Genomic DNA, 19,285 nt, shown 5'->3' on the forward strand with positions numbered 1-19,285 from the left:
ACCACGACGATCAGGATCAGGCCTGCAAGTGCGCCGGTGATCACCAGTCGTCGGTAGCGGGGGTTCACGCAGCGAGAGTACTAGCGGGCTCCGCGTCGGCCGAGGTCAGCCGCCGCCAGCGCGCCGGACTGGTCCCGCCGCCGAAGAGCGCCGCGGCGAGCAGCACGCCGAAGACCGACATCGCGCCGCCGCCGATCAGTGTCCAGCGGGCCCCGAAGGTCGCCCCGACCCAGCCGACGATCGGCGCCCCGATCGGGGTCCCGCCCATCACCAGCATCATGTAGAGCGCCATCACCCGGCCGCGCATCGACGGGTCGGTGCTGAGCTGCACCGTGGTGTTCGCGGAGTTCAGCATGGTGAGCAGGCTCAGCCCCAGCAGCGGGGTGCACAGCGCGAACGCCAGGTACGTCGGCATCAGGCCCAGCCCGATCTCGATCGTCCCGAAGGCGAGCCCGGCACCGATCACCCAGTGCGGGCGCGGCTTGCCGACCCGGCGTGCGCCGAGCAGCGCGGCGGTCAGCGAGCCCAGCGCCAGGGTCGAGCCGAGCAGTCCGTACTCGCCCGAGCCCTTGTGGAAGACCTGGGTCGCCATCAGGGCCGAGGTCATCTGGAAGTTCATGCCGAAGGTGCCGGCGAAGAACCCCGCCATCAGCACCATCTTCAGATCCGGGCGGCTGCGCACGTAGCGGATGCCGTCGCGCACCATGCCCTTGCCGCGCGGTGCCCGCGGGACGGGCGACAGCTCGCTCTCCCGCATCAGCCGCAGCGCGCTGATCACGGCGAGGTAGCTCAGGCCGTTGGCCAGGATCACCACACCGGTGGCCCGCTCGCCCGAGCCGAGCAGCGCGATCAGGAAGCCGGAGAGCGCCGGCCCGACGACGCGGGCCAGGTTGAAGGAGGCCGAGTTGAGGCCGACGGCGTTGGTCAGGTCGTCGGGACCGACCATCTCGCTGACGAAGGACTGGCGGGCCGGGGCGTCGAACGCGGCGCCGAGGCCGAACAGGAAGGCGCAGACGAAGACCATCCAGGACTCGACGACGCCGGTGAGCGCCAGGGCGGCGAGCGCGACGGCGACCAGTCCCATCCAGGCCTGGGTCAGCTGGAGCAGCCGGCGCTTGGGCATCCGGTCGGCCACCAGGCCGGCGTACGCGGAGAAGAGCAGGATCGGCAGGAACTGGAGTCCGGTGGTGACGCCCAGCGCGGCGCTGGCATCGGCCGCGCTGCCGTGGTGCAGGACCAGCACCAGCCAGTCCTGGGCGACCCGCTGCATCCAGGTGCCCGTGTTCGACACCACGCCACCGACGGCGTAGAGCCGGTAGTTGCGGATGCGTAGCGCGCGGAACGTGGGACTCAAGAAGCGTTCGCCAGTCTTTCGATGATCGGGACGACCTTGCGGAGCAGGTCGCGTTCGTCCGGGGTCAGGGTGCGCAGCTGCTGGGCGAGCCAGGCGTCGCGCCGGCGGCGGTCGGCCAGGAGCGTGTCCCGGCCCTTGTCGGAGAGCGCCACGATCACCGACCGGCCGTCGTCCGCCGACGCGCGGCGCTGGACGTAGCCGTCGGCGGTCAGCGCCGCCACGGTGCGCGTCATCGACGGGGGTTGCACCCGCTCGTGGGCGGCGAGCTGGCCGATAGTCAGGTCGCCCTCGCGGATCAGCACGCCGAGGACGCTGATCGCGGCGGTGCTCAGCTCGTTGCTCGGTTCCCGCTCGTTGCGGAGCCTGCGCGTCAGCCGGACGAGGGACACCCGGAGCTGGCTGGCCAGCCCGGTGTCGGTGCGCGTGGCGGATTCGATGGTCGGCATGTCGTTACTCTAACTAGTTAGCGCAACTAAATATTTCGTCGACCCGGCAAAACTCGAAGGCCCCAAAGCGCCGAGTCGGTGCTTTGAGGCCTCGAGTTTGTGCCGGGTCGAGGTTTAGGTGAGCCAGCGGGTGAGCGGGTCGATCGCGAAGTACACGACGAACAGCGCGGAGATGATCCAGAGCAGCTGGTGCACCTCGCCGAGCTTGCCGCGGACCGCCTTGATCAGCACGTAGGTGATGAACCCGGCGCCGATGCCCACGGTGATCGAGTAGGTGAACGGCATCAGCACGATCGTGAGGAACGCGGGGATGGCGATCTCCAGGTCGTCCCAGTCGATGCCCTTGACCTGCTGCATCATCAGGAAGCCCACCAGGACCAGGGCCGGCACCGCGGCTTCGCTCGGGATGATCTGCACCAGCGGGGCGAAGAAGATCGCCGCCAGGAACAGCACGCCCGTGACCACCGACGCGAGTCCGGTGCGAGCACCCTCACCGACGCCGGAGGCCGACTCGATGTAGGAGGTGTTCGAGGAGACGCCCGCGGCGCCACCGGCGACCGCAGCCAGGGAGTCGACGATCAGGATCTTCTGGGTGTTCGGCGGGGTGCCGTCCTCGTCGAGCAGGCCGGCCTCGGCGCCGATGGCGGTCATCGTGCCCATGGTGTCGAAGAAGTCGGCCAGCATCAGGGTGAAGATCAGCAGGATCACCGTGACCGTGCCGGCGTCGCCCCACGAGTCGAGCAGGTTGAAGTGCCCGATGGTGTGGAAGTGCGGGGTGTCGAAGACCTTGTCCGGCCACTTCGGCGTGACGAGGCTCCAGCCGAGCGGGTTCTTGTCGGACTTGCCCCCGAAGTCGCCGATCGACTCGACGATGATCGCCAGGATCGTGGTGGCGATGATCGAGATGAGGATCGCGCCCTTGACCTTCCGGACCCACAGCGCGATCACGAGCAGCAGTCCGATGACGAAGACCAGCACCGGCCAGCCGGCGAGCTCCCCGGTCGGGCCGAGCTGGACCGGAGTACCGGAGCCGGGGCGGGTGAAACCGGCGTCGAAGAAGCCGATGAACGTGATGAAGAGGCCGATGCCGACCGAGATCGCGATCTTGAGCGGCGCCGGTACGGCGTGGAAGACGGCTTCTCGGAACCCGGTGAGCACCAGGACCAGGATGATCACACCTTCGATCACGATCAGGCCCATGGCATCTGCCCAGGTCATCTTGGAGGCGATCGAGAAGGCGAGGAAGGCGTTCAGGCCGAGGCCGGTGGCCAGCGCCAGCGGGTAGTTCGCGACCACGCCCATGAGGATCGTGATGACGCCGGCGACCAGCGCCGTCGCCGCCGCGATGGTCGCGAGGTTGCCGCCGGTGCCGTCGCCGCCACCCAGGAACTTGCCGTCGTGGTCGGCTGCGAACCCGAGGATGAGGGGGTTCAGCACGATGATGTAGCTCATCGTGAAGAACGTGACGATGCCTCCGCGGATCTCCCGGCCTACCGTGGAGCCGCGCTCTGTGATCTTGAAGAAGGTGTCCACGTTCAGGATTTTCTCAGGCTGAGCGCGTGAGCCCCCGCATCTGCGACCCGGCGATTCCGGACAGTTAGAGTGGCGCCGTGCCTGACGAGCAGCCCGTGGTCCACGAGATCCGCGGCCGGACCTACATCGTGGCCGACGTCGACCCCCTCGACGTCGACGGCGTTCGCACGCTCGCGGTCGGCACGGTCCTGTGGGGACTGGCGTTCCTGATGCTGCTGCCGTTCTCCGGCCGCCTGCGCGAGGACGGCCACCTGTGGTGGCTGTGGACCTGCGTCGCGGGCTTCGGACTCGGCCTCGTCGGCTGGGACTACTGCAGGCGGCGCAAGAACGCCCGCCAGGAGCAGTCCGAAGAGATTTAGAAGTCCTCGAGGTCGCCGCGGGAGACGGTGTCGAACACCGGGTCCGGCAGCGGCGGCGGCAGCTGGCGCTTGCGCAGCTGGGCCTCGGAGTGGGCACCGCACCCGTGCTTGAGGGCCACCACCCGGCCGTCGTCGTTGGCGAACTCGTTCGCGCACACGCCGAAGCCGGTCGAGAGGGGGCTGGCCAGGCGGACCAGGAAGCCGCAGGTCCCGCACTGCGCCGGAGCCGACTGCGCGAGCGGCACGTTCGGGCCCTGCTCGCCGTCGTACCAGCGCTGGGCCGCCGAGTCGCGTCCCTCCAGGGACAGCACCCGGGCCCGACCCAGGCCGAGCTCGTCGGCCACGATCTTCAGCTGCTGGCGGTCGGCCAGGGTGATCTCGGGGGCGTCGTCCACGACGTCGTCGCCCGGGTCGCCGGACAGGTAGGTCGGGACGAGGCGCGGGTCGTCCTCGTCGGTCGGCAGCAGGTCGCCCGGCGAGAGGTCGCCCGGCTTGATCCGCTCGCGCCACGGCACCCAGGCCGGGGCGATGATCGCGTCGGCGCCGGGAAGCAGCACGACCTCGTCGACGGTGACCGCGTCCTGGCCGTCGGCGTGCGCGACGGTGACGGCCCAGCGCCAGCCCGGGTAGCCGGTCTGCGTGCAGCCGAAGTAGTGGGTGACGACCCCCGCGTCCTCGGCGACCGCCTCGAGGTGCTCGCCGACGACGGACTCGCCGACCTGCTCCAGCAGGGCGGCTCGGGCAGCGTCCACTGCGGCCACGGCAACGTCGTCGGTCGTCATCACCGGGCGATTCTCCCCTATCGACGCTCCAGATGTCGCCTCGGCCCGGTATGTGCGCTCCGCGTTGTCCGGCTCTCTTGGCAGGATGGGGTCATGGAGTCCGAGCCGGAGGTCAGTGACGAGGTCGGTCAGGACCGGCGCGGCGACCGGATCGCGGACGCCACCGGGCGCGGCGTCGCCGCCGGCACCCGGGGCGTGATCGCGGTCGGACGAGGCGCAGGACGGCTCTTCCGCTTCGCCCGCACCCAGGCCCGCGCGGACGGCGCCGGGGACTCCGGCCTCTACCGGCTCATCGAGCTGCACGCCTTCAACGCGGCCGGCGACGCCGCGTTCGCCGTCTCCCTGGCGGGCACCATCTTCTTCTCCCAACCGGGCCAGGCGCGCGGCCCGGTGCTGCTCTTCCTCGGCCTGACGATGGTGCCGTTCAGCGTGATCGCCCCGCTGCTCGGGCCGTTCCTGGACCGGTTCAGCCACGGCCGCCGCTGGGCGATCGGCTTCACCTTCGCGTTCCGCGCGTTCATGTGCTGGGTGATGGCCGGGATCATCGCCTCGCACCCGCACGCCGACTCCCCCACGTTCTACGCCACCGCGCTCGGAGCGCTGATCGCCTCCAAGGCCTACGGCATCGCCCGGGCCGCGACGGTCCCGCGCCTGGTCCCGCAGAGCCAGACCCTGGTCAAGGCGAACAGCCGGATCTCGCTGGCCGGCATCGTCGGGGCCGCTGTGTCGGCACCCCTGGCTGCGCTCGCGGCCCACTTCGGCGGCCAGTGGTCGCTGCGCTACGCGTTCGTGGTCTTCGTCGGCGGCACCGTCCTCTCGATCCTGCTCCCGGCCAAGTCAGACGCGAACACCGGCGAGGAGAAGGTCGGGCGCCGCCAACCGTTCGTGCTCCCGGCCTCGATCGTCTTCGCGCTGCGCTGCAACGTCGGGCTGCGCCTGCTGTCGGGGTTCCTCACGATGTTCATGGCGTTCGTGCTGACCAACCACCCGTTCGAGAGCTGGCACCACTCCACCGCGATCCTGCTCGGCCTGGTGCTCGGTGCCGCCGGCCTGGGCAACACCGTCGGCATCGGACTGTCAGCGGCGCTGCGCCGGATCAACCCGGCCGCTGTCGTGGTGGTCGCGCTGATCGCGGACGCCGCGATGATGGTCGTGGCCGCGCTCCTCTACGGGCTGACCGCCTCGGTCGCGCTCGGCCTGACCATCGGCACCGCGCAGGCGATGGGCAAGCTCTCGCTCGACGCGACGATCCAGCGCGACGTCGGCGAGAGCTACCGGACCTCGGCCTTCGCGCGTTCCGAGACCGTGCTCCAGCTGTCCTGGGTCGTCGGCGGGTTCCTGGGCGTGCTGCTCTCGATCAAGAAGCCCGAGCTCGGGCTCTTCCTCGTCGCTGCGATCACCGTGGCCTGGACCGTGGTCGTGCTGGTACGCCGCTCGCAACCGCTGCGACGGCCCACGCCGCCGCCGACACCCGACCTGGGCTAGAGGTCGAGCTCGTCGGCCAGGGCGCGCAGCACCTTGGCCGTGGGCTTGGCGACCTTCGCGTCCGGGTGACGCCCGTGCCGGTACGCCTCCTCGACGCCCTCGAGGAGCTTCAGGGTGTCCTCGACGATGGTGACCATGTCCTCGGGCTTGCGACGGCTGGCCTTGGCCTGCGCCTTGGAGACCGAGGCGGGCGCGTCCAGCACGCGCACCTGGTGGGCCTGCTCGCCCTTGCGGCCGGAGAGGATCCCGAACTCGACGCGGGTTCCTGCCTTGAGCGTGGTGATCCCTTCGGGCAGGTTCGACGAGCGCACGTAGACGTCGTCACCGTCCTCGCGCGAAAGGAAGCCGAATCCCTTCTCGGCGTCGTACCACTTGACCTTTCCGGTGGGCACCAGCTCGGCCTTTCTCTCTCCAGCGATGGTCAGGCCCGCTCCGGACCTGAGGCGCAAAGCGTAGTTGCCCGCTCCCCGGTGGCGCGAACCAGTTCAGCGGAAGCGCTCGGGGTCGGGGAGCAGCTCGTTCATCGAGCCCGACCGGAAGCCCAGAGGATCGACCTCGGCGTCGGCGAACCCGGCCTGCCGGATCGCGTCCAGGACCGACGGGCCCACCAGCGCGACCGCGGCGGCATCGACCTCGAGCCGCGCGGTCTCGCCCAGGTCGCGCACCCGGAGGTTGTGCACCTCGACCCCGGCCTCGGTGAGCGCCGCGCGAGCACCCGCTTCTGCCCGTTCGATCCGCGCCAACCGCCCGGCGTCGATGGGGACCCCGAACGCGACGCGCGAGCTCAGGCAGGCAGCGGCGGGCTTGTCCCAGGTGGCCAGGCCCCAGCGGCGCGAGGCCTCGCGGATCTGCACCTTGGTGAAGCCGGCGTCCAGCAGCGGGGTGATGGCACCGCGCTCGGCCGCTGCGACGATCCCCGGTCGGAACCCGGCCCGGGCGTCGTCCGCGTTCGTCCCGGTCGCGACCGCGGCGAACCCGTGCTCCTCCGCGAGCGGTCCGAGCACGTCGAGCAGCTCGGACTTGCAGAACGCGCACCGGTCGCCGTCGTTCGCGGCGTAGCCGGGGCGGGAGAGCTCGTCGGTCGCCGGGGTCAGCACCCGAACGCCGAGGTCGGCGGCGAAGTCGAGGGCCGGCTGCCGTTCCGAGAGCGGCAGCGATGGTGAGTACGCCGTAGCGGCGGCGACCTTGTCCGGGCCGAGCGCCCGGACCGCCGCGGCCAGCAGGAACCCGGAGTCGGCGCCGCCGCTGAAGGCTACGAGCAGCGACGGCAGCTCACGCAACGCAGCGTCGAGAGCGGCGAGCCGGACCTCGAGCAGATGCCCCTCGAGCCAGCCCGGGAACTCGCGCAGGTCAGTGAGCACCACGTCGGTTCCGGCCTCGACCAGCTCCTCCCGGGTGCAGCCTCCGGTGAGAACCGAGACGCTGAACGCGCCCGCTGCCTTCGCGCCCTCGACGTCGTGGATGTGGTCGCCGACGTAGATGGAGGCACCGTGCTCGCGCAGCACCTCCCCCTTGGCCGCTCCCCACACCCAGCCGTGGACGGAGTCGACGTCGAGGCCGAGCCGATCGACGTGCAGCTGGGCGTTCGGCTCGTACTTGCCGGTGACCAGCAGGATCCGCCCGTGCTGCGCGCGGACCGCCGCCAGCGCTTCGACCACGCCCGGGAGTGCGGGCACAGCCGGCACCGCGTGCGTCGGGTAGAGCGAGCGGAACAGCTCTGCGGCAGCGGGGATCTCGTCAGCGGGCAGGTAGGGCTCGAGCATCTGGTCGAGCGGGGGTCCGAGCTTGCTGCTCATCTCCTGCGAGGGGAACTCCACCCCGAGCTCCGCGCCCAGGGCGTCCAGCGTCGCGATGAAGCCGTGCACGGTGTCGATCAGGGTCATGTCGAGGTCGAACCCGATCACCAGCGGCTGCACGGGACGAGGTTACGTCGCGGCGCCGACACCCCGGGACACCGCGGGGTCTCCTGGGCTCAGGCGCTCTTCGGAGTGCGCTGGACGGCGATGCCGCGGGCCGCGCGCCGACGGATGACCACCGACGGTGCGATCCGCAGCGCCTCCGGGTCCTCGCAGCTGTCGTTCAGCACCGCCAGGTACTGGTTCGGCGAGAGGCCGAAGCGGTGCCGGATGACGGCGGTGCGGTTGCTGGTCCCGGGACCTCCGCGCCACGTCGCGTCGAAGATCAGGACTCCACGTTCCAACTCGGTCAGTGCCATGAGTACCCCCTGTGCTCATCGTGTTCCGGGCCGGGTGCTTCGGCCCGTTGCTGCCTTGCTGCAGATGCCCCCGCCACCGTCGCCGTCGTCGGGAGCATCTGCATTCCCCTGTGTGCTGCCTCCCCGGCAATCGGGTAGCCGAAGAGAGCCGTCACGACGGCCGGGGAGGGGCCACAACGGTCGCAATCGGACCTTGCGAAAACCTTGCGATCCGGATTGCTTTCGCGGGAGAACCGGGAGGAATCAGGATGAAAGGTCCGCCTGCAGGCTCTCCGCCTCGCGGACGACCCCGCGCATCCCGAGCCGGTCGGCAGCGGCCCGGACCTCGGCCAGGACCTCACCGACCGGGTACGGGTCCCCCGCGCGGGCGAACGCGACCCGGCAGCGGTCCAGCTGGGCGCGCAGGCGCAGCGGGAGCGCGTCCATCCGCTCGGTGAGCGCGACGGCGTCGTCCAGGTGCGCCGCGGCCGCGTCCTGGTCGCCGAGCCGGGCGGCCAACAGGCCCAGGTAGTGGTCGACCGGACCGCAGCACAGGCCGACCCAGACGAGCCCGTTGCGACCGACGTACGGGGTGAGGATCGTGCGCAGCCGGGCGGCGGCGTCGAGATCGCCGACGGTGGCTGCGGCCGAGCTGATGAAGCACATCGCCGCGAGCCAGGCGATGTCGGTCTGGGCGATGACGTCGAAGTCCGCTGCGGCCAGCTCCGCGACCATCGTCGAGGCCCGTTCCCGGTCGCCGGTCTCGGCCGCCACCCAGGCCCGGGCCGCGTTCATCGCCGGGATCTCCCCGAAGGTGTCGGCGACCCCTTCCAGCAACGGCGCGATCTGGTCGAGGTCGCCGCGCTCGTAGAACAGCCAGAGGGTCTGCAGGCCGGTGAGCATCATCGCGCCCTCGGCGCCGGGCTGGAACAGCTCGCTCTCGTCGGTGGCGGCGGCCGTCAGCGACTCGGCCTCGTCGAAGCGTCCGCGCATCAGCGCGCGCAGTGCCGGGAGGTAGTGCGCGTGCCAGCGGTAGAACGGCTGCCGCAGGTAGGTCGAGGCGCGCAGGAAGTGCCGGATGCTCGCGTCGGCGGCCTGGGTGTCGCCGAGCGCCAGGTGGTCGACCGCCTCGAAGGCGCGGCAGTCCGCCTCGCGCGCGGACTGGCGCAGCTTGCGTGCCAGAGCCAGGATCTCCTGGGCCCGCTCCAGGCGCTGGGCCTCGGACCCGGGAGTCCACAACGTGAGCTGACGGTCCACCAGCACGTCCAGGAGGACCGCCTCGTTGCCCGAGGCGCGGGCGAGCGCGACCGCGCTGTCCGCGATCTCCCGACGACGCTCGAGCGGGGTCGTCCAGTAGCTCGCGATGCCGAGCCGCCCGAGCAGCGCCGCCCGGAGCGCAGCGTCCTCGGTGAGACCCGAGAGCGCCTCTTCGATCATGTCCATCAGGTCCCGGTCCGGAGCCGAGGCCGAGAAGCCCTGGGTCGCCGCGCCGTTGTTGCGCCAGCGACCGAGGACGGCGCGCGCGAACAGCGCGTCGTCACCGTCGACCCGGGCCAGCTCGAGGGCGTCGGCGAAGATCGCCTGGGACTGCTCCACGTCGCCGGCCCACCAGTGGGCGTCGCCGAGGTCCAGCATCAGCGCGACCCGGTCGCGCCCGGATCCGCGCGCCTCGACCAGCTTCATGGTCCGTTCCAGGATCTCCAGGCTGTCCTCGAACGCCAGCGCTCGCTGGGCCTCCTTCGCAGCCCGGACGCCTGAGGCGATCGCGCGGTCGGGCGGGCCGGCGGCGGCCGACTCGAAGTAGTGCCGGGCGAGCTGCGAGGCGGTGCCGAGGCTGTGGCCCTCGAGGGTCTCGGCAATGCTCAGGTGCAGGGCCGTCCGCTCGCTGCTCGGGAGCCGGTCGTAGACGGTGCGCCGGATCATGGCGTGCGTGAAGGTGTAGCGCCCGGGCACGTCGACGACGCCGTCGATGAGGCCGGTGGCGTGCGCGGTGTCGAGGGCCCGGGTGGCGGAGATCGAGTCCAGCCCGGAGACCAGCCGCACGATGTCGGCGTCGAACTCGCGGCCCAGGGCAGCCCCGATCGTGAGCAATCGGGCGGCGTCGGCGTCCAGGCGCCGCAGGCGTTGCTCCACGAGCTCGCGGATGCTCTGCGGGGCGCTCGTCGTGCGCACCACGTCGTGCTCGTCCTCGTGCGCGGTCGACCCGATCGCGCCGGTCTCGACCAGGTGCCGCAGGAACTCGACGACGAACAGGGGGTTGCCCGAGGTCTCGACGTGCAGCGCCTCGGCCACCGACGGCGTGACCGGTCGGGCCAGGATCGACTCGGCCAGGCTGCTGACCTCGCGCGGCCCGAGCAGACCCAGCACGATCTCCTGGAGCCCGTTCGTCCGCCGCAGCACGTCGACGACGTCGAGAACCGGCGAGTACTGGGCGGCCTCCGCGGGACGCTCCGTCACGAGCAAGGAGATCGGATCGGCCTCGAAACGACGGACCAGGTAGCGCAGCATCGCGCTGGTCGGACCGTCGAGCCAGTGGGCGTCCTCGAGCACCAGGACCAGTCGGCCCGGGCTGGCGACCGCGCGGAGGAGCTGGGCGACCGCCTCGTAGAGCTCGTTCGGGTTCGAGTCGCCGTACAGGGACGTGACCGGCTCGGACTCGTGCGGCAGCGCCAGGTGGCGCAGCTGCCCGTACGCCGCCTCCCCGACCTTCGCGACGAGCTCGTCGGCCGGGACCTGCTCCAGCACCCACCGCACCATCTCGGCCACGGGTTGGTAGGCGCCGAGGGTGTAGCCGTCGCACCGACCGACCAGCACCGTCGCGCCGCCGGCGAAGGCCTGCAGCGCCGCCCCCACGACCAGGCGGGTCTTCCCGGCGCCGGCTTCGCCGGTCACGATCACCGCGCGCAGCCGACGCGGGCCCTCGGGATCGAGCACCTCGGCGAGCACCTTCTGCTCGGCGTCACGCCCGACCAGGGCGCGCGCGGTCGAGGTCTCCAGGTACGGCTGGCAGGCGATCGGACCGAGGACGTCGCGGACCGCGGCGCTCCCCTCTCCGGTCAGGCCCAGCACGGTCTCCGCACGCCGGACCCCCGGGACCCACTCCAGACGCGGGTCGTGCTCGAGGAGCGCGAGCTCGAGGCGTTGCAGCTCGGGCGTCGGCTCGAACCCGAGCTCGTCGATCGTCTGCGCCCGCAGCTGCTGGTAGTTGCGCAACGCCTCGGCCTGACGACCGGACCGGTACAGCGCGACCATGCGCATCGCCCAGAACCGTTCGTGGAAGGGGTGCTCCGCGATCAGCTGGTCCAGCTGCGCCAGGATCTCGCGGTGCCGTCCGGCGGCCAGCTCCGCCTCGAACAGCGCCTCGAAGACCGAGCGGCGCACCTCGATCAGCCGGTCGGCCTCGAGGTCGGTGACCTGGGTGCTCACCCCCTCGAAGGGCCGACCCCGCCACAAGCCGACGGCGTCGCGCAGTCGCAGCACGGCCCGGTCCGGGTCGGAGGCCTGGAGCAGCTCGCGGCCGAGCCCGGCGGTCCGCAGGAAGACCCGTGAGTCCAGCGCGTCCTCGGCGAGTGCCAGGGAGTAGCCGCCCCCGTGGCGGACCAGGGTCTCGCCCCCGGCGGGACCGAGCTGACGGCGCAGCCGGGACACGAAGACGTGCACACCGGCCGCCGCGTTGTCCGGCACCTTGGAGTCGCGGTACAGCTCGTCGACGAGCGAGTCGACCGAGAAGTGCCGGTCCAGGTCGCTGGCCAGGACCGCGAGCAGGGCGCGCTCCTTGGCACCCGAGATCTCCCGGGCCTCGCCGTCGTGGACCACCTCGACCGGGCCCAGCACGCGCACGTTCAGCATCCGCGCCCCCGTACTCTCGATCCTGCAGGCTACAAACTGCCGCAGGTCGGCGTCAGCCGCCAGCCTCCGATGTCTAGTCCTCTCGCCCCGTGCGGCGACCACGGTGAAGAACAAACTCCGAGGCCGGGTTCGCGCCGCCCGGCTAGGGTCGAGACGTGCGCGAGGCGATCGTGCGCGACCGCGGTCACCTGCCAGCCCTGGACGGCCTCCGCGGCGTGGCCATCCTCCTGGTTCTGGGCCAGCACGCACCGACGAGGCCCCTCATCGACGGGTTCGTCGGCGTGACGGTGTTCTTCTGCCTGTCCGGGTACCTGATCACGACCCTGCTGCTGCGCGAGCTCGACGGCGGCGGCCTCGACCTGCGCGGGTTCTACCGTCGCCGGGTCGCCCGCCTCGGCCCTGCGCTGGTCGTGGTCGTCGTCGTCACCACCGCGGTCGTGCTGATCGCCCGTCCGGACCTGCGGTTCGCCCAGACCTTCGCTCCTGCCGGGGCCGCGCTCACCTACACGACCAGCCTGTTCGACTGGGGCCACCACCCGTTCGCCAGCGGGGACTACTTCAACTACACCTGGACCCTGTCCATCGAGGAGCAGTTCTACCTGCTCTGGCCGCTCGCCCTGTTCTGGTCCTACCGGCGCGACCCACGACTGCTGGCTGCGCTGACCGCGGTCCTGATCGGCTTCACCCTCACGGTCGACCTCTACCTCGGGCTGACCCGGGCGGTGAAGTACGACCCGCACGAGTACTTCGGGACCGACACGAACGCGCTGCCGATCCTGGTCGGGGCGATGCTCGCGCTCGTCCTGCACCAGCGCTGGCTGCCCCGGACGCTCGAGTCACTGGCACCCGCGGCACTCCCGGCGCTGTGCCTGCTCCCGTTGCTGGGCTACCTCAACGAGACCTACCACCCGTCCCTGGTGATCGCCTCCGGCACCGGGCTCGCGCTGCTGGCCCTCGTCGGGCTCCTCGTCGCTCCGCGCTCCGCGGCCGGAGCCGTGCTCGCGAGCGCGCCGCTGCGCTGGCTCGGCGAGCGGTCGTACTCGATCTACCTCTGGAACGTGCTCGCCCGGGCGGCGAGCATCAACCTGCTCGGCCACACCTGGGCCGGCGACCTCTTCTGGATCTTCCTGTTCCTCACCCTGGGCGAGGCGAGCTACCGGTACGTCGAACGTCCGCTGCGCGCGAGGTTCGCCCGCCGGCCAAAAGCGCCGGTCCCGGCCCTGGCCTGAGGTCAGCCCAGGCCGGGTCGTGCTCCGGGACCCACGTGCACGCTGGCCAGGAACCGCACCATCGTCGCCCGGGTCCAGCCGGCGTTGTTCGGGTACTGGATGCGGACCACTCCCACCGGCTCCGCGCCGCGGGTCAGCGTCGAGATGGTGGTGTAGCCGGAGTCCGAGCCGAGCCAGAACGTGCGTCCGTCCTGCTCGAACCGAACGCCGCCGACGGGGTTCTGGTCGAAGAGGATCACCAGCTTGCCGATGAACACGTCGGGGTTGCTCGAGGTGCCGCCGCCGTCGGGAGCGATCGTCACCCGGTCGGCGTTCTGCGACTGCACCGACCACCCCTTCGGGGTCAGGTCGAAGGTGTACGGCGTCGCGTCGAGCTGCTCGGCGACCAGGCGTACTCGACCGACCGCAGCCGACGACGAGCCGGGGTCGTCCTGACCGGCGTCGCTGATCGCGATCCCGGTGCCGACCCCGGCCACCGCGACCAGCGCCAGGGCTCCGGTCCCGAGGCGGACCCGGCGACGGAACCGGTCGCGCTGCGCCGTACGGGCCCGGGCCAGGTCGGCGCCCGGATCGACCGGGTAACGAGCGTCACCGGCCGCGAGGCCGAGCAGGTCGCGCAGGTCGTCGTCCGCCCCTTCGACAGGCTCAGGACGTCGCATCACGCCTCCCCCGCCACGAGCAGCCGTTCGGGACCGAGCACCGCGCGCAGGTGCGCCAGCGCCCGGGCGTTCTGCGACTTCACCGTGCCCTCGGAGCACCCGAGGATCCGTGCGGTCTCGATGACGTCGAGGTCGTGCCAGTGCCGGAGCACGACGACCGCGCGCTGCCGCGGACCGAGCTGGCCGAGAGCGGCGAGCACGACCTGGCGCAGGGAACGGTCGTCGTCGAGCACCGCGGAGTCCAGCGCCCAGTCCTCGCCGGTGCTGGTCTCCCGCCTCCGGTGCGCCCTCCGGCGCTCGTCGAAGAAGGCGTTGGTCAGGCTCGTGCGGGCGTAGGCCAGCGGCCGGTCCGCCCGGCGCACCTTGGCCCAGGCGAGGTACAGCTTGGTCAGTGTGGTCTGCACGAGATCCTCCGCGTACGCCTCGTCGCCCGCGCACAGCAGCACCGCCGTGCGCACCAGGTCGGACCGGTGAGCACGGACGAAGTCGACGAACTCAGCTTCACGTTCGCTGCCGCGCAAGACTTCCTCTCACGATCTCCAGACGGGTGCGGGACCTCCGGAGGTTGCATGCAACCCCGCGGACGACGGTACCCGTCAATTCCGCGTGGGAGCCCTTCGTCGCACGTCCTCGGTCCTGACCGCCCTCGCCGCCGCCAGCCTGGTCCTGGGCGGGTGCGCAGCCGACCGCCAACCGGAGACGTCGTCCGCCGCGGTGGTGACCCCGGACCCGCCGAGCCGCTCGGTCGACGCCTCCCGCACCCAGCCGGGCCGTGACCTCGACACCCACGCGCACTCGACGACGGACCCGCGCAGCATCTGGGTCGTCGTCAACAAGACCCACCCGATCACACCGCTGACCTTCCGTCCGCAGCTCAGCATCGTCCGCGGCTACCAGGTCGCGACGCCTGCTGCCGGTCCGCTGACGGACCTCCTCGCCGCCTCGGACTCGGCCGGGCTCGGGTTCAAGATCGCGAGCGCCTTCCGCTCCTTCGACTACCAGGAGCGGGTGCACCGGAACCTGGTCGCGAGCCAGGGCCAGCAGGCCGCCGACCGGGTCTCGGCCCGCCCCGGCTACAGCGAGCACCAGACCGGTCTGGCCGTCGACCTGATCACGCCCGGCAGCCCGTCGTGCGACTTCGACCAGTGCTTCGCGCACACCCCGGGCGGCCGCTGGCTGACCGAGCACGCCTGGGAGTACGGGTTCCTGGTGCGCTACACGCCTCGCAACGAGGCGGTCACCGGCTACGAGCCGGAGCCTTGGCACCTGCGGTACGTCGGCAAGCCGCTGGCGACCGCGATGCACAACGCCGGCGTGACCACGCTCGAGGAGTTCCTCGGCGTACCTGGAGGGGACTACCCGCGCTAGCCGAGCCTCGACCGGACCACCCGGTCGAGCACGCTCAGCGGCAGGCTGCCGCTGTCGAGCACGGCCGAGTGGAACTTCTTGATGTCGAAGGACGCACCCTGCCGCTCCTTGGCCTCGGACCGCATCCGCAGGATCTCCAGCCGGCCGATCATGTACGACGTCGCCTGGCCCGGCGAGAGGATGTACCGGTCCACCTCGGGCTTGCAGATCGCCTCGGTCATCGGCGAGTTCTGCACCATGTAGTCGACCGCCTGCTGGCGGCTCCAGCCCATCGCGTGCAGGCCGGTGTCGACCACCAGGCGGCAGGCCCGCAGCGAGTCGGCGGAGAAGATGCCCATCCGGTCGAGCGAGCTGCCGTAGAGCTTCATCTCGTCGGCGAGCCGCTCGCTGTAGAGACCCCAGCCCTCTGCGTACGCGGAGTTGTTCAGGTGCTTGCGAATCTCCGGCACCCCGGTGAGCTCGGAGGCGATCGCGATCTGCAGGTGATGGCCGGGGATGCCCTCGTGGAACGCCATCGACTCCAGCTCGAAGGTTCCCCAGGCGTGGGGGTCCTCGACGTTGATGTAGAAGATGCCGCCGCGGGAGCCGTCCGGGGCGGGCGGGAAGTAGAAGGCCTTCGCGCCGGTGGTCGTCGGCTGCACGTCGCAGGGCGCCTTCGGCAGCACCTCGAACCAGCTCGGGATCGCCTTCCAGGCACGGTCCATCGCCACCTTGGACGCCTCGACCAGCTGGTCGGCGTTCTCGAAGTGGAGCTTCGGGTCGGTGCGCAGGGCGGTGAAGATCCCCTGCAGGTCGTCGGTGCCGACGACCTCGGGCCCGAGCGACCGGTACTCGTCGGCGAGCTTGGCGACCTGCTCCAGCCCGATCTCGTGGATCTCCTTCGCGGTCTTCGTCGTGGTCGTGTAGTAGGCCAGCGTCGCGTCGTAGTCGGCGTCACCGCCGTCGAGGAACGTCAGGCCGACCTTGTCGTCAGGCCGGGCCTTCCCCAGCCCCTCGTTCTCCAGAACCTCCAGGTAGGCCGCCATGCCCGGTCGGATCGACGTCTCGATCGCCTCGACCATCCGACGGCGCCAGGCGTCCGCGTCCACACCGTCGGGCAGCTTGCTGGTGCCGAGCAGCGGGTCCTTCTCGACGGGGGTCGCCAGGTTCTCCTTCAGCTGGGCGATGGTGCCCTCGACCGCGAAGCGGGCGGACGAGCGGCCGTGGGCCAGGCCCTCGCGCTGGCGCTCGGCGAGGTCGGAGAAGGACTTCCCGATCGCGCGGTACTTCTCGACCATCGCGTCGGCCACCTCGGCGTCGGGGATCGAGAGCATCCCCACGACCAGGGGCAGCTCGGTCTGCGGCCCGAACAGCGGGTCCGCGGCGAACTCGGCGAACCGCGCGCGGAGCATCCCGACCGAGGTGCTGGCATCGCTGATCAGCACGTCCCGGGTGATGCGCTGCTGGGCGTCGAGCTCGCCGTCGGGAAGTGCGTTCGCCCGGTCGACGAAGCCGTTGAGCTCGGCGATCCGCCGGTCCTCCTCGGCGCGCGAGAGGTCCTCGTACTTCCCCGCGTAGGCGTACTCGGACAGCAGGTGCGCCTCCGTGGGACCCGCGGCGAGCCACGCAGCGAAGTAGTCGGCGGCCAGGGAGTCGATCGAGTCGCTCATCAGCGTCCTTTCCGAGATCGGTCCCTCGACCCTAGGGACTTGGTGCGGATTTCAACAGTCTCTTTTCGGCTCACCGGGTTTCGAGGCTCCTTCCTCGTTCCTCGGTCGGAGCACCTCAACCACCGAGGCCCGTAGAATTGGTCGGATGTCCTCGTCCGCCCCTCCGCGCACCCTCGCCGACCAGTTCCGCAGCTGGCCCGACGAGCGGTTGGTCGCGCTGCTGGAGGTGCGTCCCGACCTCGCGGTCCCGGCGCCGACGGACTCCGCCCAGCTGGCCTCGCGTGCCGTCGTGCGGGTCTCCGTGGTTCGGGCCCTCGACCTCCTCGACCGTCTGCAGCTGGAGACCCTGCTGACCGTGATCCAGGTCGGACCCGCCCCGTCGGACGTGGTGCACTCCTTCGTGAACGCCGCACCGGAGGCGGTCGACGCCGCCCTGGATCGGCTCAGCGAGCTGGCGCTGATCTGGGGCGACCCGGAGACCTGGCGACCCGTCACCGTCGTGGCCGAGCTCCTCGGCCTGCCGCCCGGACCGCCGGCCCGCGAGATCGACGCAGCGCTGGCGGACCTGGACGACCGTGCCCGGACGATCCTCGATCACCTCGACGAGACCGACGCAGCGGGGACGGTAGCGAACGCGACCTGGCCGGTGCGGATCACCGACGCGAGCACGCCGACCGAGGTGCTGCTCGCGCACCGCCTGCTGGTCCCGCGCGACGAGCGCCACGTGGTCGTCCCGTGGTCGGTGCGGCTGCGGCTGCGGGGTGGCCGCTCGACGCGCGAACGCATCGACGCGGTCCCGGGGCTCGCGGTCGGCGACCGGGCCCAGGACCTGGTCGACCGGGGAGCCGCCGGTGCGGCGTACGAGCTCATCCGGCGCACCGAGATGCTGCTCGAGACGTGGGCGACCCGACCCCCGGGCGGCCTGCGGACCGGCGGGCTCGGCGTCCGCGACCTGCGCGCTGCAGCAGAGCTCATCCACGCCGACCTGCCCACGGCCGCACTGATCATCGAGACCGCGACCGCGGCCGGACTGCTCGCGCTGGGCATGAACGACGAGCTGGACTCGGCCTGGCTGCCCACCGACTCCTACGACGTCTGGGCCGGCCGCTCCGGCGCCGAGCGCTGGCTGACCCTGGCGAAGGCCTGGCAGGAGAACCCTCGCCTGGTCAGTGCGATCGGCAGCCGCGACGGGGACAAGCCGATCAACGCCCTCTCGCCCGGCCTCGAGCGCACCTGGCTCGCCGCCGACCGGCAGACCGCGCTCACCGCCCTCCTCGACCTGGCCCCGGGTCAGGCGCTGGCTGCCGGCACGGGGATCGCCTCCCTCGTCGAGCGGCTGCGCTGGCGCTTCCCCCGACGCCCGGCCGGTCGCTTCGAGCTGGTCGGTCCCCACCTCGACGAGGCGGCGCTCGTCGGCATCACCGGCCTGAGCGGGGTCTCCTCGTTCGGACGGGCGCTGCTCACCGGAGACGACCCGGTCCCGGTCCTGGACGCGCTGCTGCCGACGCCGATCGACCACGTCCTGATCCAGGCCGACCTGACCGCGGTCGCCCCCGGACCGCTGGAGCAGGAGTTCGGGCGCCAGCTCTCGCTGCTCGCCGACGTCGAGTCGCGCGGTGGTGCCACGGTCTACCGGTTCACCGTCGACTCGGTGCGCCGCGCCTTCGACTCCGGCTGGTCGGTGGTGGAGGTCAAGGACTTCCTGGCGTCGTCCTCGCGGACCCCGGTCCCCCAAGCGCTCGACTACCTGGTCGACGACGTCTCCCGTCGCTTCGGCACCCTGCGTCTCGGGGTCGCCGAGTCGTTCCTGCGCAGCGACGACGAGACCGCTCTGACCGAGCTGATGCACCTCTCCGCCGGGGCGCTACGCCTGCGGCGGATCGCGCCCACCGTGATCGTCTCCGACGTCCCGCTCCAGGTGCTGCTTCCCAAGCTGCGCGAGCTCGGTGCCGCACCGGTGGTCGAGGCGGCCGACGGCACCGTCCGGGTGGCCAAGCCCGAGGAGTTCCGGGCCCGTACCCCGAGGCCGCGGCCGGGCACCGGGCGCGACAACGCGCGGCTGGCGGCCCGGACCTCGGCCGTCGTCGCTGCGGTGCGCGCCGGCGACCGGGCCGCAGCATCGCGCCCGTCCCGAGGGCCGGCACGGACCCCCGCCGACGTGATGACCGCCCTGCGCGAGGCGGCCGCGAGCGGGGACGAGGTCTGGATCAGCTACCTCGACAACCACGGCACCTCGACCGAGCGGATCGTCCGGCCGCGCGAGGTCGGCGGCGGTCAGCTCACGGCGTACGACGAGCGCAGCGACGAGGTCCGGACCTTCGCGGTGCACCGGATCAACGAGGTCAGGACCTCTGGTGCCGACGAGTAAACTCGGCAGG

At 71.5% G+C, this 19,285-nt stretch carries 16 protein-coding genes; 5 read left to right on the forward strand and 11 right to left on the reverse strand.

The window, feature by feature from the left end; genetic code table 11:
• Window positions 1–64: 64 nt before the first annotated feature.
• The 3 genes from EFL95_RS17830 to EFL95_RS17840 all read right to left on the reverse strand — a co-directional run bounded on the left by EFL95_RS17830 (window position 65) and on the right by EFL95_RS17840 (window position 3,333).
• Window positions 65–1,354, reverse strand: a complete 1,290-nt coding sequence (locus EFL95_RS17830; RefSeq protein ID WP_123235463.1) for an MFS transporter — start codon at window positions 1,352–1,354, stop codon at window positions 65–67.
• A complete protein-coding gene (locus EFL95_RS17835) occupies window positions 1,351–1,800 on the reverse strand; it encodes a MarR family winged helix-turn-helix transcriptional regulator (RefSeq protein ID WP_183407255.1) in 450 nt (149 codons plus the stop codon). The genes EFL95_RS17830 and EFL95_RS17835 overlap by 4 nt, the downstream gene beginning before the upstream one ends.
• A 114-nt stretch (window positions 1,801–1,914) precedes the next feature.
• Window positions 1,915–3,333 carry an NCS2 family permease gene (locus tag EFL95_RS17840; protein ID WP_246005031.1) on the reverse strand — a complete coding sequence of 473 codons (1,419 nt, stop codon included), beginning with the start codon at window positions 3,331–3,333 and terminating at the stop codon, window positions 1,915–1,917.
• Window positions 3,334–3,410: 77 nt separating this feature from the next.
• Here EFL95_RS17840 and EFL95_RS17845 point away from each other — a divergent pair, with 77 nt between their 5' ends.
• Window positions 3,411–3,692 carry a DUF2530 domain-containing protein gene (locus EFL95_RS17845; RefSeq protein ID WP_246005032.1) on the forward strand — a complete coding sequence of 94 codons (282 nt, stop codon included), beginning with the start codon at window positions 3,411–3,413 and terminating at the stop codon, window positions 3,690–3,692.
• Here EFL95_RS17845 and EFL95_RS17850 read toward each other — a convergent pair.
• On the reverse strand, window positions 3,689–4,474 hold the full coding sequence (locus EFL95_RS17850; protein WP_123235464.1) for a DUF3027 domain-containing protein: 786 nt from the start codon (window positions 4,472–4,474) through the stop codon (window positions 3,689–3,691). The genes EFL95_RS17845 and EFL95_RS17850 overlap by 4 nt on opposite strands.
• A 93-nt stretch (window positions 4,475–4,567) precedes the next feature.
• Here EFL95_RS17850 and EFL95_RS17855 point away from each other — a divergent pair, with 93 nt between their 5' ends.
• Window positions 4,568–5,959 (forward strand): MFS transporter, encoded by a 1,392-nt coding sequence (locus EFL95_RS17855; protein ID WP_123235465.1) that lies wholly within the window; start codon window positions 4,568–4,570, stop codon window positions 5,957–5,959.
• Here EFL95_RS17855 and EFL95_RS17860 read toward each other — a convergent pair.
• The 4 genes from EFL95_RS17860 to EFL95_RS17875 all read right to left on the reverse strand — a co-directional run bounded on the left by EFL95_RS17860 (window position 5,956) and on the right by EFL95_RS17875 (window position 12,002).
• Window positions 5,956–6,351, reverse strand: a complete 396-nt coding sequence (locus tag EFL95_RS17860; RefSeq protein ID WP_123235466.1) for a cold-shock protein — start codon at window positions 6,349–6,351, stop codon at window positions 5,956–5,958. The genes EFL95_RS17855 and EFL95_RS17860 overlap by 4 nt on opposite strands.
• A gap of 93 nt (window positions 6,352–6,444) precedes the next feature.
• Window positions 6,445–7,875: an ATP-dependent sacrificial sulfur transferase LarE gene (larE, locus tag EFL95_RS17865; protein WP_246005033.1), complete on the reverse strand. Its 1,431-nt coding sequence runs from the start codon at window positions 7,873–7,875 to the stop codon at window positions 6,445–6,447.
• Window positions 7,876–7,931: 56 nt separating this feature from the next.
• Window positions 7,932–8,174, reverse strand: a complete 243-nt coding sequence (locus EFL95_RS17870) for a DUF3263 domain-containing protein (RefSeq protein ID WP_123235467.1) — start codon at window positions 8,172–8,174, stop codon at window positions 7,932–7,934.
• Between the two features lie 243 nt (window positions 8,175–8,417).
• A complete protein-coding gene (locus EFL95_RS17875) occupies window positions 8,418–12,002 on the reverse strand; it encodes an ATP-binding protein (protein WP_123235468.1) in 3,585 nt (1,194 codons plus the stop codon).
• A gap of 155 nt (window positions 12,003–12,157) precedes the next feature.
• On the opposite strand from EFL95_RS17875, the gene EFL95_RS17880 reads away from it, so the two are divergent.
• Window positions 12,158–13,231 carry an acyltransferase family protein gene (locus EFL95_RS17880; protein ID WP_123235469.1) on the forward strand — a complete coding sequence of 358 codons (1,074 nt, stop codon included), beginning with the start codon at window positions 12,158–12,160 and terminating at the stop codon, window positions 13,229–13,231.
• Window positions 13,232–13,233: 2 nt separating this feature from the next.
• On the opposite strand, the gene EFL95_RS17885 is transcribed toward EFL95_RS17880, so the two are convergent.
• Both EFL95_RS17885 and EFL95_RS17890 read right to left on the reverse strand, forming a co-directional pair.
• Window positions 13,234–13,890 carry a hypothetical protein gene (locus EFL95_RS17885; RefSeq protein ID WP_123235470.1) on the reverse strand — a complete coding sequence of 219 codons (657 nt, stop codon included), beginning with the start codon at window positions 13,888–13,890 and terminating at the stop codon, window positions 13,234–13,236.
• Window positions 13,890–14,411: a SigE family RNA polymerase sigma factor gene (locus tag EFL95_RS17890; RefSeq protein ID WP_123235471.1), complete on the reverse strand. Its 522-nt coding sequence runs from the start codon at window positions 14,409–14,411 to the stop codon at window positions 13,890–13,892. Before EFL95_RS17890 ends, EFL95_RS17885 begins: the two co-directional genes overlap by 1 nt.
• 85 nt (window positions 14,412–14,496) lie before the next feature.
• Between EFL95_RS17890 and EFL95_RS17895 the strand changes: the two genes are divergently transcribed.
• Window positions 14,497–15,258, forward strand: coding sequence for a M15 family metallopeptidase (locus tag EFL95_RS17895; protein WP_123235472.1), 762 nt, complete (start codon window positions 14,497–14,499; stop codon window positions 15,256–15,258).
• Here EFL95_RS17895 and EFL95_RS17900 read toward each other — a convergent pair.
• On the reverse strand, window positions 15,255–16,907 hold the full coding sequence (locus EFL95_RS17900; protein ID WP_123235473.1) for a DUF885 domain-containing protein: 1,653 nt from the start codon (window positions 16,905–16,907) through the stop codon (window positions 15,255–15,257). The genes EFL95_RS17895 and EFL95_RS17900 overlap by 4 nt on opposite strands.
• Window positions 16,908–17,052: 145 nt before the next feature.
• Between EFL95_RS17900 and EFL95_RS17905 the strand changes: the two genes are divergently transcribed.
• On the forward strand, window positions 17,053–19,275 hold the full coding sequence (locus EFL95_RS17905) for a helicase-associated domain-containing protein (protein WP_123235474.1): 2,223 nt from the start codon (window positions 17,053–17,055) through the stop codon (window positions 19,273–19,275).
• Window positions 19,276–19,285 lie beyond the last annotated feature (10 nt).

The organism is Nocardioides marmorisolisilvae (assembly GCF_003725775.1).
Lineage (GTDB): Bacteria > Actinomycetota > Actinomycetes > Propionibacteriales > Nocardioidaceae > Marmoricola > Marmoricola marmorisolisilvae.